Genomic DNA, 13,841 nt, shown 5'->3' on the forward strand with positions numbered 1-13,841 from the left:
GCCATCATGGCCACCGCCGTGATCGCCTCCATCCCGGCCACCATCCTGCTCATCATCGCCCAGCGCTACGTCGCCGCCGGCGTCACCGCCGGCGCGGTAAAGGACTAGCCGTGAAAACGTTCGCCCGAGCCACCCTCCCCGCCCTCCTCGCCCTCGCCTTATGCACGGTCCCGGCCGCCGCCGCGAACGCGGCGCCCGCCCCCGCGCTCGTCTACGAGTTCGACGCCGACGACCTCACCACCGGCACGATCACCGACTCCTCCGGCAACGGCCTGGACGGGACGCTGGTCAACGGCGCCACCGCGGCCCTGGTCGAAGGCGCGGGCGGCGGTCACGCCCTCGACCTGCCGGGCGGGGCCACCAACTCCAACGGCGCCTACGTGCGGCTCCCCCTGGCCGTGCTGCAGGGCAGGACCGACCTGACCGTATCGGCGCGCGTCCGCTGGGACGGCACGATCGCCCCCTGGCAGTGGATCTACGCGCTCGGCAAGGACACGAGCCGCTACCTGTTCAGCACGCCGTACAACGGGGACGGGCGGCTGCGCACGGCCGTCACGACCTCGGGCGGCGGCGGCGAGGCCCAGGTCACCGGGTACGCGCCCCTGCCCGCCGGCGCCTGGAAGACGCTGACGGTCACGCTCGACACGGCCGCCCGGCGCGTCACCACCTACCTCGACGGGGCCGCCGTCGCCTCGGCCACGACCTCCGTCACCGCGGCCCAGCTCGTCGACGCCGCCACGACCTCGGCCGGGTTCATCGGCCGCTCGTTCTACCCCGACCCGCTGTTCGGCGGCGCGATCGACGACTTCCGCGTCTACGCCGCCGCCCTGTCGGCCGAGGAGGTGGCCGCCACCGCCGGCGGCGAGCCGCCCACCCCGACGGACCTGTCCCGCGACTCCTTCGACCTGCGGACGATCGTCGGCACCGCGCCGCCGCTCCCGGCCACGGTCCGGGCCACGTTCTCCGACGGCTACGACCGCGACCTGCCCATCACCTGGTCGCCGGTGGACCCGGGCGACTACGCCGAGCTGGGCACGTTCACCGTGTCCGGGACCGCCGGCGGCCGGCCCGTCACCGCCCAGGTCACGGTGATCCGCGAGGGCCAGCTCGTCATCGACCTCGGCACGGACACCGGCGCCTTCCACGGCGGCGCCTCCGGCACGCTCTACGGCCTGTACGGGCCGGGGGTGCCGAGTGACAACCTGATCGAGGGCATGCGCCTGCGCACGGTGTCCACCAAGGCCCAGGACGGCCCGCAGCACCCCGGCGCCGACGCGCTCGAGGTCGTCAAGCCGCTGGCCGACGGCACCGACGGCGACGTGTACATCTACATGACCGACATCCACCGGGGCTTCCCGTACCAGTGGCCGGGGAGCACGCCGCAGGAGAAGATCGACCTGTTCAAGCAGAAGATCGCCAAGCAGGTCGATCAGGTCCTCCAGCTCGACGCGAAATATCAGGACAACATCGTCTTCGTGCCGTTCAACGAGCCCGAGGGCAACATGTACGGCACCGGCGAGTGGAGCTACAACGGCGTGAGCTGGCTGAGCGACCCGCGCGACTACTTCCGGGCCTGGGACGAGATCCACGCGATCATCAAGGGCAGGATGCCCACCGCGCGCATCGCCGGGCCCAACACCAGCGTGCTGTACGCCCAGGTGAAGGGCTATCTCGAGCACGTCGTCGAGGCCGGCACCGTGCCGGACGTCATGACCTGGCACGAGCTCAGCCACCCCGAGCAGGTACGCGCGAGCGTCAAGCGCTACCGCGCGATGGAGGCCGAGGTCTTCGCCAGCACCGCGTACGCCGGCCGGAAGCTGCCCGTCAACGTCAACGAGTACGCCTTCAACTACCACACCTCGGTGCCCGGCCAGATGATCCAGTGGATCTCGGCCATCGAGGAGTCGAAGGTCGACGCCGACATCGCCTACTGGAACATCGACGGCAACCTGTCCGACTCGGCCGTGCAGGCCAACCGGGGCAACGGCCAGTGGTGGCTGTTCAACGCCTACGGGTCCATGAGCGGCCACACCGTGCGGGTCACGCCGCCCTACCCGGGCCAGAACTACACGCTGCAGGGCGTCGCGACCCTCGACGGCCGCAAGCGGCAGGCGCGGGCGATCATCGGCGGCGCCGACAGCGCGGGGCACATCCGCTTCGAGAACGTCCCGGCCGGCGTCCTGGGCCGCACCGTGCACGCCTGGATCAGGGAGATCCCGTGGACGGGGCAGATCGGCGACTCGGCCCAGCCGAAGATCGTCGCCGAGTACGACGTCCGCGTCAAGGACGGCACCGTGGTCTTCGACTTCGGCCGCGGCGGCCTGCCCCGGCTGAAGGAGTCGTCGGCGTACGAGATCGTCCTCACCCCGGCGGGGCCGGGCAGCGTGACGGCGCCCTCCCCCAAGCTGTGGGAGCGGTCGTACGAGGCCGAGGACGCGAAGTACACCGGCGCCGGCCACAGCCGCAACGGGCCCGAGGGCTCGCCCGCCGACGTGTCGAAGTTCTACACCTCGGGCCGCTACAACGTCGGCGGGCTGCGCACCGGCTCGGACGGGGTGCTCGACTTCACGGTCGAGGTGCCGCAGGCGGGCCGTTACGACCTGAGCGTCTTCGCCAACTCGCTCAACACCTTCGACCGGGTCCGTGAGCAGGGCCCCACCAACGTCTTCCTGCGCGTGGACGGGGCCGCGGAGCAGGAGCTGTTCCTGCCGCTCGGGTACAAGTGGGTGGTGTGGGACCACGCGGACACCACGGTCCAGCTCACCGCGGGCACGCACGTCATCTCGCTGGCGGCGCGCGGCCTCGACGGCGCCGGGGTCACGAAGGGCGACGCGATCGTGGACCGCGTCCGGCTCTCGCTGCCGAACCCGGCGGCGGCCACCGCGATCTACGAGGCGGAACTGGCCGACCTCAAGGGGGCGCACCCCCGGTACGAGGGCGACGAGCGGGCCGGCATCTCCGGCTCCGGCGTCGTCGCGGCCGGACGCGGCGAGTCGGTCACCTTCTGGGTCTACTCCGCCCGGGACGCCGCGGCCACGCTCGACCTCGGGCTGCCCGGCTCCGGCAGGGCGTCGATGACCGTCAACGGCACGAAGGTCCTGGACGCCGGCCGCTCCGCGGTGGTGTCGCTGTCGGGCGGCGTCAACAAGGTCACGGTCACCGGCGTCTCCGGCACCACGCTCATCGACCGCCTCGAGGTACGCCCGAGCCCGGCGGCGCTGCCGGCCACCGCGTACGAGGCCGAGTCGGCCCGGCTCGGCGGGACGGCCAAGGTCGCCCCGCTCACCCTGGCCGGCGGCGGGTCGGCGGTGACCGGGGTCGGCGGCGAGCCGGGCAACGCCAACACGCTCACGTTCACCGTCAAGGCCGGCGAGGCGGGCATGTACGCCATGCGCGTGCGCTACTCCAACCCCGAGCAGTCGCCGGCGACGCACTACAACCCGGATCCGCTCGCCCGCCACGCCGACCTGTCGGTGAACGGGGGCGCCGGGCGGCGGGCGTTCTTCCCGCACTCCTTCCACGAGAACAACTTCTGGGAGCTGACCGTGCCCGTGACCCTGAAGAAGGGCGACAACACGGTGCGCTTCTCCTCGGAGGAGCTGCCGAACTTCGACGGCACGACGTACGCCTCGGAGACGTTCCCCGGGATCCTGCTCCGCTCGCAGTACGCCCCGGTGATCGACAAGATCACGCTCGCGCCCTTCAGCGCGCGGCCCACGGGACGCGACTGACCCCTTTCCCGTGCTCCGGACCCCGGAGCACGGGTCTACCCGCGCTGCACCGGGACCGCACCCGGGCTGAACCCCGTCCCCGCACGATCGGGGCATCCACGTGACACCACGCGGCCGGATGCCTCCGCACAGGGGCCGGAGGCATCCTTCTCCTCCCGGAAGGACCCGTCAGCCATGCGCAGGACCCTTCTCGTCACGGCACTGGCGGCCGCCGGCGTGCCTACGTCAACGCCGGCCTCACCCGGGTACGCTGCCCGGCGGGCGGGATCACCGTGGTAGTCCTGACCTCGCCGTGACACAGGCCGAAGCGCCCCGCTCCCCCTCGGGCGGGGCGCTTCGGCGTTTCCGGGAGGCGCTCAAGTAGTGCCCGGGCCGGCACGGACGAGGGTTCCGCGCCGGCGTTCCGGGGCCGTCCTCGCGCGTCCGGATGCCCTCTCTCCCGCGGGAGGACATCCGTGCGCGTGGTTCCATGGCACTTCCGATGATGGAGCGCCCCGGTTCAGCCCCGGTGCAGTCGTGGTAGATCCGCTCAGCAGCTCTCCCCGGTGACCGTGACCTGCTGGGTCCAGGACAGCAGGTGGAATCCGACCCGCTCCTCCAGGTCGACGACCCCGAGCACGGTCGTGATGGTCTCCAGCCCCGCCACCAGCTTCTTCGGCCGGGGCACGGGCTGCCCTCCCCAGTCGCCCCTGCCCTCCCCCGCGGACGGGAAGACCGCTGTCACGTTCCCGCGCAGCAGCACCTGGTTGTCCGCACTGATCACGAAGAAGTAGTGCACGGTCTTGCCCTCGTGCTCCGGTGACGGACTGTGGTGCCCCAGCACCGTGACCTCATCGCCCTCCACCACGATCTTGCCGATCTGCGACAACGACATCGCGTTCTCCTCACTGACGGGCGGCGAGCCAATCCCCCAGCCGCCCGGCCGACACGGTGTTCCCCTTGCGCCCGTGCACGTCCAGGCCGCGCCGGGCTTGGGCGCAAGCCTCCCCGTGAGAACCCGCGGCGTCCAGGACCACTGCCAGGTCGGAGAGGGCGTCCCCGATGATGGGCAGCAGGTCGGTGGGCTCGGCCAGCCGTACGGCGGCGCGGGCGAGAGGCTCGGCGTCCTCGCCGCGGGCGGCGAGGACGCGGGCCTGCACGCCGCGCCACATGACCTGGGTCGGGATGTCCTCCTCGCCGGCGTTGCGCTCGCTGACCCGGCAGGCCCGCTCGGCCTCCTCGTCGCGTCCCTGCAGGTGCAGCGCGCGGGCGAGCATCGCCGCCGTCGTCGCCAGCAGGGTGCGCTCGCCCAGGTCGGCCAGGCGGTCGTAACCGGCCCGCAGCAGCACCTCGGCCGCCGCCGGCCGCCCGGCCAGCAGCTCGATCATGGCTTCGTGGTGGGAGACCGCCGACTGCAGCCGGCCGAGCCGGCCGAGGATCTCGTTGGCCTCGTCGACACTCTCGCGGGCCCGGCCGAACTCGCCCCGCATGGCCAGCAGCAGGCCGTGGGGGTGCAGGACGACGGCCGTCGCCGCCGGGCTGGCCGCCACCCGCTCCCGGATCCGGGCGCACAGCTCGAGCGCCTCGGTCACCGGCATGGGGCCGAACGCCGCCGCCGACGCCCGCCAGCCGAGGATGTCGTACAGCTCGCGTTCGTCGGCCGCCCGCAAGGCGTGCTCCTCCGCGCGCCGCCAGGACTCGTCCGCCGCCGCGGCCCGGCCCTCGGTCCAGTCGGCGGACGCCCGCAGGCACCAGGCCCGGCACCGGCCATGGTCGTCGCCGCGCAGCGTGGTCAGGGCGCGGGCGGCCACCTGGCGGGTGTCGGCCAGGACCCAGCCGGATCCGGACTGCAGGCGTACGCGCTCCCGTTCGACCTCGGCCAGCGCCACCACCCGCGGCTCGCCGGCCTGCCCGATCGCCTCGGCCAGCACCCGGTTGGCCTCGTCGAACCGGCCCGCCTCGTGCAGCGCCGCGCCGAGCCTGGGCAGCAGCGCGGTGCGGATGCCGTCGCCGGGCGGCAGGAGGTCCACCGCCCGTTCCCACAGCCGCGCGCCGGCGGCCACGTCCCCGTACAGCAGGGCGGCGGGCGCCGCCTCGGCGAGCCGCTGGGAGGCTTCGCGGGCCAGCGCGCGTTCAGGCTCGCCGGACAGGCCGAGCTCGGCCCGCAGGCGTACGCACGTCTCCAGGTGGTGGCCGATCGTGGCGGGCGGCGCGCCGGGCTTGCCCTTCAGCCAGTCCGCGAGCCGCTCGTGCAGGCCGGCGCGGGCGCGTTTGGGCAGGCTGTCGTAGGCGGCCTCGCCGATGAGGGCGTGGGTGCAGCGGAAGGCGTCCTCGTCGGCGAATGCCGGGCGGTCGGCGCGGATGAGGTTCTTGCGCACCAGCGACATCAGGCCGGCGCCGAGCCCGGCCCGTTCGCCGTCCCGCAGGAGCGCCGCGACCGCCCCGCGGTGGAAGGTGACGCCTTCGACGGCGCCGTACTGGAGGACGGCCCGCTCCCCCGGTTCGAGGTGGCCGATCCTGGCGGCGAGCACGGCCTGCACGGTGACCGGCGTGGTCGCCGTCCCGGTCTCCACCCGCGCCGCGATGAGCTGCTCCAGGAAGAACGGGTTGCCCTCCGCCACGTCCACCACGTCGGCCGTCGCGCCCCGGTCGAGGGCGCCCGCCGCCACGATCTCCGCCAGCTTGTACGCCTCCGCCTCGCCGAGCGGGCCGAGCGTGAGCAGGTCGCGGCCCGGCCGCGGCGTGGCCCACGCGGCGGGCAGTTCGGGCCTGGCCAGGCACAGCAGCAGGATGGGCGCGCCGGTCGAGCAGGTGACGAGGTAGTCGAGCAGGTCGAGCAGCTCGGGCTGCGCCCAGTGCACGTCGTCGATCACGACGATCAGGGGCCGGCGCGCGGCCGCGCGTTCGAGGAGCCGGCGTACGGCCCAGAACGTCTCGTCGGCGCGGACCGGCTCCTCGGGGCGGCCGATCGCGCCCATGACGTGCCGGGTGATGAGGCCGGCCTGCGGCTCGTCCCGCAGGAGCTCATCGAGCCGCCGCCGCGGGTCTCCTTCCCCGAGGACCTGGCGCAGGAGGTGCGGCAGGGGGCGGTGGTCGGCGCCCGTGCCGTAGGAGACGCAGCGGGCGGCCGCGATCGTGGCCGGCACCTTCTCGTCCTCCAGCAGGTGGCGGACCAGCCGGGACTTGCCGATCCCGGGCGGGCCGAGCACGGCGACCAGGCGGCAGGCCCGCCGCGCGGTCACCTCGTCCAGGATCGACCGCAGCTCGTGCAGCTCCGGGTGGCGGCCCACGAAGGGCGCGGCGGACAGGGCCGCGGAGGGCCGCCCGGGTTCGAGCCCGGACAGCCGCCACGCCCGGGGGCCGTCCGCCGCCGGGTGCGGCTCCAGCAGCGCCGCCCCCTCCACGAGCCGGCGGGCCTGGTCGCCGAGCAGGATGCCGCCGTCGGGGGCCGACCGCTGGAGCAGCGCGGCGGCGCTGAACACGTGGCCGGTGGCCGACGGCTCGCCCTGGTCGCCGTAGGCGATGTACACCTCGCCGGATTCGACGCCGAGCCGTACCGTGAGGGTGACGCGGTGGTCGCGGGCCACGCCCGCCTGCCAGACGCCGAGCTCGTCGCGCAGCTCGACCGCGGCGCTCACGGCCCGCAGGGCGTCGTCCTCGCGGATCTCGCGCAGCCCGAACACGCCCGCCACCGCGTGGCCGGACAGCCGCTCCAGGCTGCCGCCGTGCCGCCCGACCACGCCGGCGCAGACGCGGGCGTGGGAGTCGAGCACGTGGTGCAGCAGCTCGGGGTCGAGCCGCTCGAAGGGCGCGCCGTTCCCGGCGACGTCGGAGGTCAGGACGGTGACGAGCCGGCGCGTCTCCGGTACGTCCTCCCGCTCGCCGGGCTCGGCATCAGACTCTGCGGCGGACTCTGCGGCGGTCGCCGGGGGCGGTCGTATCTCCAGCTCCTCGGCGTGCTCCAGCACCTTCGCCGCGAGGCGCCGCAGCTCCGGCCCCGGGTCCACGCCCAGCTCCTCGGAGAGCAGCCGCCGGGTGTCGTGGTAGACGGCCAGGGCCTCGGCCTGCCGCCCGGAGCGGTAGAGCGCGAGCATGAGCTGGGCGCGTAACTTCTCCCGGTACGGGTGCGCGGCCACCAGCTCCCGCAACCGCGGCACGAGCACGCCGTCCGCCCCCAGCGTCAGCTCCACCTCCATGAGCTGCTCGACGACCCCGAGCCGCTGCTCGGCCAGCCGCTCGACCTCACCGGCCGCCAGCGACCGGAAGTCCAGCCCCGCCAGCGCGTCGCCCCGCCACAGCGACAGCGCCTGCTTGAACAGCGCAACGGCCCGCGCCGGATCCTGCTCGGCCGCCGCGCGCGCCCGCGCCGCCAGCTCCTCGAACCGCTCGGCGTCCAGCGCGCCGGAGGGCACCACGGCCAGGTAACCGCGGCCCCGGGTGGCGATCGCCTCGCCGCCCAGGATCCTGCGCAGGCCGGAGACGTATCCCTGCAGAACCTTGGACGCGGTCGGCGGCGGCGCCTCGCCCCACACCTCGTCCACCAACCGGCCCGCCGAGACGACCTCGTTGGGGTGGAGCAGCAGGACTCCGAGCACCACCTGCTGCTTGGCCGCACCGAGGTCCAGCGTCAGTCCGCCGGCCACCACCTCGAGCGGACCGAGAACGCGGAGTTCCACGTGCCTCCCTTCCCCCGGGCACAAGACCCCGCTGGCATCCTCTCTCTGTCACGTCCTGACTTCCAGGGAAATAGACGATCTGCCGGCATCCGACTCATCCGGCCACGCGACAGCGGGCTCTCCCGCCTCAGAGATAGGGCCCGGTGTCCCCTCCGGACGTGGGACGCGGTGGCGCCGCCGGCACCGGCAGGTCGGGTCCGTAGCCGGCCTGCTGCAGGGTCAGGCCGGTCCTGATGCCCTGGAAGATCCCCTCCAGCCAGCCGACGAGCTGGCCGTGCACGATGCGGATCTCCGTCTGGCTGAGCGGGCCGGTCGGGGTGGGCAGCAGGCGTTCCAGCTCGTCCCGCAGCTCCGGCGCGACCGACTCGGCGATCTCCTCGACCGCCCGCGCGTGAATGCGCCCGAGCTGCTCGCGGGCGTGCTCGTCGAGTGGGAGCCCGCGCGCCTCCTCGAGCAGCGAGCGCGTCATGGCGCTCACCCGCAGCAGTTTCGCGGGTTCCTTGACGCGCTCGATCTCGGATTCCGCCGTCGGATGCGGCGATCCGGACGGGCCGTCGCCCTCCTGAGGCCCTGTCGGGCCAGGCGTTTGAGTCATGTCAGCGTCCCCCGTAGCTGCCGATCGCCCAGGTGGGGCGGTCACCCAAGGCCCTGCCCCCACAGCCGCGGCTCACGCGAGCGCCCGGACATTCGTTTTCCGGCATGCGGGAAGCGGCGTTCCCGTCCCGGGGTGACCGGGGTCACCATCGTCCTCATGTCGAGCATTCCCCGTGATCAGTGGTATGTGGCCGCGTACGGGCGCGAGATCGGCCAGGAGCTGTTCGGCCGGACCGTCTGCGGTGAGCCGATCCTGTTCTGGCGTACCCGTGCCGGGACCGTCACCGCCGTCTCCGACCGCTGCGTGCACCGCCGTTTCCCGCTCTCCGAGGCGCCGAGCCGGCTGGTGGACGACCAGGTGCTGTGCGGCTACCACGGCTTCACCTACGGCGCCGACGGCGGCTGCGTCGCGGTGCCCGGGCAGGCGCGGGTGCCGCGGACCGCCCGGCTGCGAAGTTACCGGGTGGTGGAGCGGGACTCGTTCGTGTGGGTCTGGATCGGCGACCCGGACGCGGCCGACGCCTCCCGCGTGCCGCGGGCGCCGTGGCTGGATGCGCCCGGCTGGACCACGGTGTCGGGGATGGAGCCGCTCAGGGCGCGGTTCGGGCTGCTGGTGGACAACCTGCTCGACCTGTCGCACGAGACGTACCTGCACGGCGGCTACATCGGCACCCCCGAGGTGGCCGCCACGCCGATCACCACCGAGGTGGACGAGGAGGCCGGCGTCGTGTACGTCAGCCGCCGCATGGACGACGCCGAATGCCCGCCCTTCTACGCCAAGTCCACCGGCCTGAGCGGGCGCATCATGCGCTGGCAGGACATCGAGTACACCCCGCCGTGCCTGTACAAGCTGCACTCGCGCATCGCCCCACCCGGCGTGCGGCCAGGCGCCGACGGCAGTGATCCGGACGCCTTCCACGTCGAGGTCGTGTACGCCATCACGCCCGAGACCGAGCACACCACGCACGACTTCTGGGCCGTGGCCCGCGACTTCGCCCTCGGCGACCAGGGCGTGTCGGACTTCCTGGCCGAGCAGAACCGCACCGTGGTGCTGCAGGACGTGGCCGCGCTCGACGTCCTGGAGCGGGTGATCGCCGCCGAGCCCGCGGGTTGCCAGGAGCTGTCGATCAACATCGACACCGGTGGCCTGGCGGCCCGCCGCCTGCTGGCCCGGCTGACCGGCCAGGGCTCGGGGGCCAGCAGGCGGCGGGCATGACGGGCGGGCTCACCGGCCGCGGGGTGCTGCGCGTGGTGTGGCTGCCGGGCAGCGACCTGCTGCGCGGCACGTGCCACTGCGGCGCCGCGCACGTGGCCGAGGGGCCGGTCGAGGTCTGGGAGTGGCTGCTCGCCCACCCCACCGGCCACGGAGCCGGGCGATGAGCGGGGGCACTGTCGTGGGGGAGCGCAAGCTCGTCGTGCACGCCCGTGAGCGGGCCGCCGAAGGGGTGGTCGTCCTGGACCTGCGTGACCCGGCCGGCGCCGCGTTGCCCGCCTGGGCGCCCGGCGCGCACATCGACCTCCTCCTCGCCAGCGACCTGGTACGCCAGTACTCGCTGTGCGGCGACCCGGCCGACCGCACGACCTGGCGCATCGCCGTGCTGCGCGAGCCGGACGGCCGGGGCGGCTCGGCGTACGTCCACGACGAGCTCCATCCCGGCACGGCGGTCCTGGCCCGGGGCCCGCGCAACCACTTCCCGCTCCACCCGGCGCCGCGTTACCTGTTCATCGCCGGAGGGATCGGCATCACACCCCTCCTGCCCATGGTCAGGGCCGCCGACGCGGCCGGCGCGCGGTGGAGGCTGGCCTACGGAGGCCGTACCCGGGCCTCGATGGCGTTCGCGCGTGGCCTGCGCGGGGACCGGGTGACGCTGTGGCCGCAGGACGAGCGCGGGCTGCTCGACCTCGACGCGCTCCTGGCGGACCTCACGCCCGAGACCCTCGTCTACTGCTGCGGCCCCGCCCCGCTCCTGGCCGCGATCGAGGAACGCCACGCCACGCCGTACGTGGAACGCTTCACCCCCAGGGCCCAGGACGCGCCGGCCGGAGCCTTCGACGTGGAGCTCGCCGCGACCGGCCGCACCCTGACCGTGCCGCCGGACCGCTCCATCCTCGAGGTCGTGGAGGCCGCCGGCGTGGACGTCCTGTCGTCCTGCCGGGAGGGCACCTGCGGCACCTGCGAGACGGCGGTGCTCGCCGGAGCGGTCGATCACCGCGACTCGCTGCTGACCCCCGCCGAACGGGCGGCCGATGACACCATGTTCATCTGCGTGTCCCGCGCCGCCTGCCCCAAGCTGGTCCTCGACCTCTGACCCCGGGAGCCGTCCGTGCCGATCCCCGCCCCCCGGCAGACGGCCGAGCGCACCGGCCCGGTCGTGGCCCGGGCGCTGCAGATCCTGGGCGCGTTCACGCCGGACCGGCGCGCGCTGACGCTGAGCGAGCTGTCCCGCCACGCCGGCCTGCCCGTCTCGACCGTGCACCGGCTGGCGTCGGAGCTGGTGGCCTGGGGTGCGCTGGAGCGGGACGCGGACGGGTGCTATCACATCGGCCTGCGCCTGTGGGAGATCGGCTCGCTCGCTCCGCGCGGGCTGGGGCTGCGTGAGGCGGCGCTGCCGTACCTGGAGGACCTGTCCCAGGTCACGCGTGAGAACGTGCAGCTCGCGGTGCGGGAGGGGACGGAGGTGGTGTTCGTCGAGCGGATCGCGGGCAGCAAGGCCGTGCCGGTGCTGACCCGGGTGGGCGGCCGGTTCGCCCTCACGGCCACCGGTGTCGGCCTCGTCCTGCTGGCCCACGCCCCCGACGAGGTACGCGAGCAGGTCCTGGCCGGCCCCATCACCCGCTACACCGAACGCACGATGACCGATCCCCGCCACCTGCGCGCCGCGCTCGCCGACACCCGCGCCCGTGGCTACGCGGTCAGCGACCGGCAGGTCACCATGGACGCCCTGTCGGTCGCCGCCCCCGTTCACGACGCGCTGGGGAACGTCGTGGCGGCGGTGTCCCTCGTCGTCCACTACGGCAGTGCCGCGCCCCGCACGCTGGCCCCGCTCCTGCGCACGAGCGCCCGCGCGATCTCCCGCGCGCTGCCCCCCGATCGCCGGCGCCGGCGGGACGGGGGCGCGGCAGGCTAGCCGACGAAGGCGGCCCGGTGCTCCTCGGCCCACGAGGCGAACGTGCGCGCGGGCCGTCCGGTCAGCTCCTCGACCACCGGCGTGAGCTCGGCCGGGCGGCCGTCGCAGCTCTTCCAGTAGTCGAGGAGCGCGTCGCCGGTGGGCCCGTCCATGTACGCGGCCATCTCCGCCTTCCACTCCTCGCGGGTGACGGGCTTGACGGCGAGGTCGCGGCCGGTGACGCGGGACAGGATGCCGATCTGGTCGGCGAACGTGAGCGACTGCGGCCCGGTCACGGTGTACGCCCGTCCGCCGAGCGCGGCCGGATCGGCGAGCACGGCGGCCGCCACCGCCGCGACGTCGGCCTCGTGGACGGCGTCGACGTGCGCGTCCGGGTACGGCAGGCTGATCGGCGTCCCCGCCTTGACCGGCCACGACCAGGCCAGCGCGTTGCCGCAGAAGGTGCCGGGCCGCAGCAGCGTGCTCGGCACGGACGAGCCGGTCAGGGCCCGTTCCGCGTCGAGGTGCGTCGTGGCCAGCGGGCTGGCCTCCGGGTCGGGCGCCAGGACGGCCGACGAGGACAGCAGCACGATGTGCTCGACCCCGGCGGCGGCGGCCGTCGCGGCGAACTCGTCCGCGTGCGACGGCTCGGCGTACAGGAACACCGAGGTCACGCCCGCGAGGGCGGTGGCGAAGGTGGCCGGGTCGCGCAGGTCGCACCTGGCGATCGACGGGCCGGCGGGGGCGGCGGAGGCCGCGCGGACCGGGCGGCCCTGTTCGCGCAGGAGGCCGAGGAGCGCGGTGGCGACGGCGCCGCGGGCGCCGGTGACGAGAGTGGTCATGACGGTGGGGATCCCTTCGGTGGGGTGGTGCCGCGCGGGGTCCGCGGGGCGGCATGACGGCGATGACGGCCGGGAGACTGTGCGTGGCGGCACGGCGCCGGATAGGATTAAGGCGTGACGCAAAGATTGCGCCACACATAGATTGTGCGACGCAATTAATGTGGAGGATGGAGCCGCCCGTGTCAAACCGAGCCGAGCTGATGCGGCGCATCGCCGACGAGAGCCAGCGCCACTACGCGGCCTACACGCTGTTCAACCACGCCATGGCCGAGCGGCTCGGCATCCACCCCACGGACCTGCAGTGCGTGGCCCTGCTCGACCTGGAGTCGGGCCCGGTGAGCACCGGTGAGATCGCCCGCCTCACGGGCCTGACCCCCGGCTCGGCCACCCGCCTGGTCGACCGCCTCGACAAGGCCGGCCTCGTCGTCCGGCGGGCCGACCCCGACGACCGCAGGCGGGCCCTGGTCTCCCTCGCCCCCGACGCCCACACCCGGATCAGCGCGGCCTGGGAGATCCCGGGCCGGGCGTACGGCGAGGTGCTCGACCGCTACAACGACGCGGAGCTGACCCTGATCGCCGACTACCTCCGCCGGGCCGCCGTCGTCGGCCGCGCCCAGGCGGAGCGCCTCACCGGGGAGTCGTGAGGCGGAGCCGTACGGCGGCGCAGCCGCGTGCCGCCACCACCGCCACGCCCACGGCGGCGGCCGTCACCAGCCAGAGCATGAAGGTCGGATAGAGGTAGACCACCTGGATCCACATGATGTCGCCACCCCGGCTGAGCACCCGGAAGATCGGCGCGACGGCCACGCACAGCGCGAGCGGCGCCAGATGGGTGCCGCCCCCGTTGCGTCCGACGACGCCGATGCGCTCGCCGGCTTCTACGCCGAGGGAGACGTCGCTGAGGAGTGGCTT

General features: G+C 74.0%; 10 protein-coding genes and 1 pseudogene. 6 read left to right on the top strand and 5 right to left on the bottom strand.

Annotation, left to right across the window (positions count from 1 at the left end):
* Positions 1 to 110 precede the first annotated feature (110 nt).
* The gene (locus AB0I15_RS65650) at positions 111 to 3,731 is read left to right on the top strand and encodes a LamG-like jellyroll fold domain-containing protein (RefSeq protein ID WP_358120616.1); all 3,621 of its coding nucleotides are present in this window, start codon (positions 111 to 113) and stop codon (positions 3,729 to 3,731) included.
* Between the two features lie 529 nt (positions 3,732 to 4,260).
* On the opposite strand, the gene AB0I15_RS65655 is transcribed toward AB0I15_RS65650, so the two are convergent.
* The 3 genes from AB0I15_RS65655 to AB0I15_RS65665 form a co-directional block, all read right to left on the bottom strand.
* Positions 4,261 to 4,605: a hypothetical protein gene (locus AB0I15_RS65655; protein ID WP_358120619.1), complete on the bottom strand. Its 345-nt coding sequence runs from the start codon at positions 4,603 to 4,605 to the stop codon at positions 4,261 to 4,263.
* Positions 4,606 to 4,615: 10 nt separating this feature from the next.
* The gene (locus AB0I15_RS65660; protein ID WP_358120622.1) at positions 4,616 to 8,386 is read right to left on the bottom strand and encodes a BTAD domain-containing putative transcriptional regulator; all 3,771 of its coding nucleotides are present in this window, start codon (positions 8,384 to 8,386) and stop codon (positions 4,616 to 4,618) included.
* A 127-nt stretch (positions 8,387 to 8,513) separates the two neighbouring features.
* Positions 8,514 to 8,981, bottom strand: coding sequence for a proteasome activator (locus tag AB0I15_RS65665; protein WP_358120625.1), 468 nt, complete (start codon positions 8,979 to 8,981; stop codon positions 8,514 to 8,516).
* 156 nt (positions 8,982 to 9,137) lie between these two features.
* Between AB0I15_RS65665 and AB0I15_RS65670 the strand changes: the two genes are divergently transcribed.
* From AB0I15_RS65670 to AB0I15_RS65685, 4 genes are read left to right on the top strand one after another with little or no spacing between them, the layout of a single operon-like run.
* Complete coding sequence (locus tag AB0I15_RS65670; RefSeq protein WP_358120628.1) at positions 9,138 to 10,196, top strand: aromatic ring-hydroxylating dioxygenase subunit alpha; 1,059 nt, start codon at positions 9,138 to 9,140, stop codon at positions 10,194 to 10,196.
* Positions 10,193 to 10,360: a hypothetical protein gene (locus AB0I15_RS65675; RefSeq protein WP_358120630.1), complete on the top strand. Its 168-nt coding sequence runs from the start codon at positions 10,193 to 10,195 to the stop codon at positions 10,358 to 10,360. The genes AB0I15_RS65670 and AB0I15_RS65675 overlap by 4 nt, the downstream gene beginning before the upstream one ends.
* Positions 10,357 to 11,289 carry a PDR/VanB family oxidoreductase gene (locus AB0I15_RS65680; protein ID WP_358120633.1) on the top strand — a complete coding sequence of 311 codons (933 nt, stop codon included), beginning with the start codon at positions 10,357 to 10,359 and terminating at the stop codon, positions 11,287 to 11,289. The genes AB0I15_RS65675 and AB0I15_RS65680 overlap by 4 nt, the downstream gene beginning before the upstream one ends.
* A gap of 15 nt (positions 11,290 to 11,304) precedes the next feature.
* Positions 11,305 to 12,108 carry an IclR family transcriptional regulator gene (locus AB0I15_RS65685; RefSeq protein ID WP_358120636.1) on the top strand — a complete coding sequence of 268 codons (804 nt, stop codon included), beginning with the start codon at positions 11,305 to 11,307 and terminating at the stop codon, positions 12,106 to 12,108.
* On the opposite strand, the gene AB0I15_RS65690 is transcribed toward AB0I15_RS65685, so the two are convergent.
* The gene (locus AB0I15_RS65690; protein WP_358120639.1) at positions 12,105 to 12,929 is read right to left on the bottom strand and encodes an NAD(P)H-binding protein; all 825 of its coding nucleotides are present in this window, start codon (positions 12,927 to 12,929) and stop codon (positions 12,105 to 12,107) included. The two genes, AB0I15_RS65685 and AB0I15_RS65690, sit on opposite strands and share 4 nt — an antisense overlap.
* A gap of 179 nt (positions 12,930 to 13,108) precedes the next feature.
* Between AB0I15_RS65690 and AB0I15_RS65695 the strand changes: the two genes are divergently transcribed.
* Positions 13,109 to 13,573, top strand: coding sequence for a MarR family transcriptional regulator (locus AB0I15_RS65695; protein WP_358120641.1), 465 nt, complete (start codon positions 13,109 to 13,111; stop codon positions 13,571 to 13,573).
* On the opposite strand, the pseudogene AB0I15_RS65700 reads toward AB0I15_RS65695, so the two are convergent.
* Positions 13,557 to 13,841, bottom strand: a pseudogene (locus tag AB0I15_RS65700) (hypothetical protein); the annotation flags it as partial. The gene AB0I15_RS65695 and the pseudogene AB0I15_RS65700 overlap by 17 nt on opposite strands.

It is taken from the genome of Nonomuraea sp. NPDC050643 (genome assembly GCF_040654715.1).
Taxonomy (GTDB): Bacteria; Actinomycetota; Actinomycetes; order Streptosporangiales; family Streptosporangiaceae; genus Nonomuraea.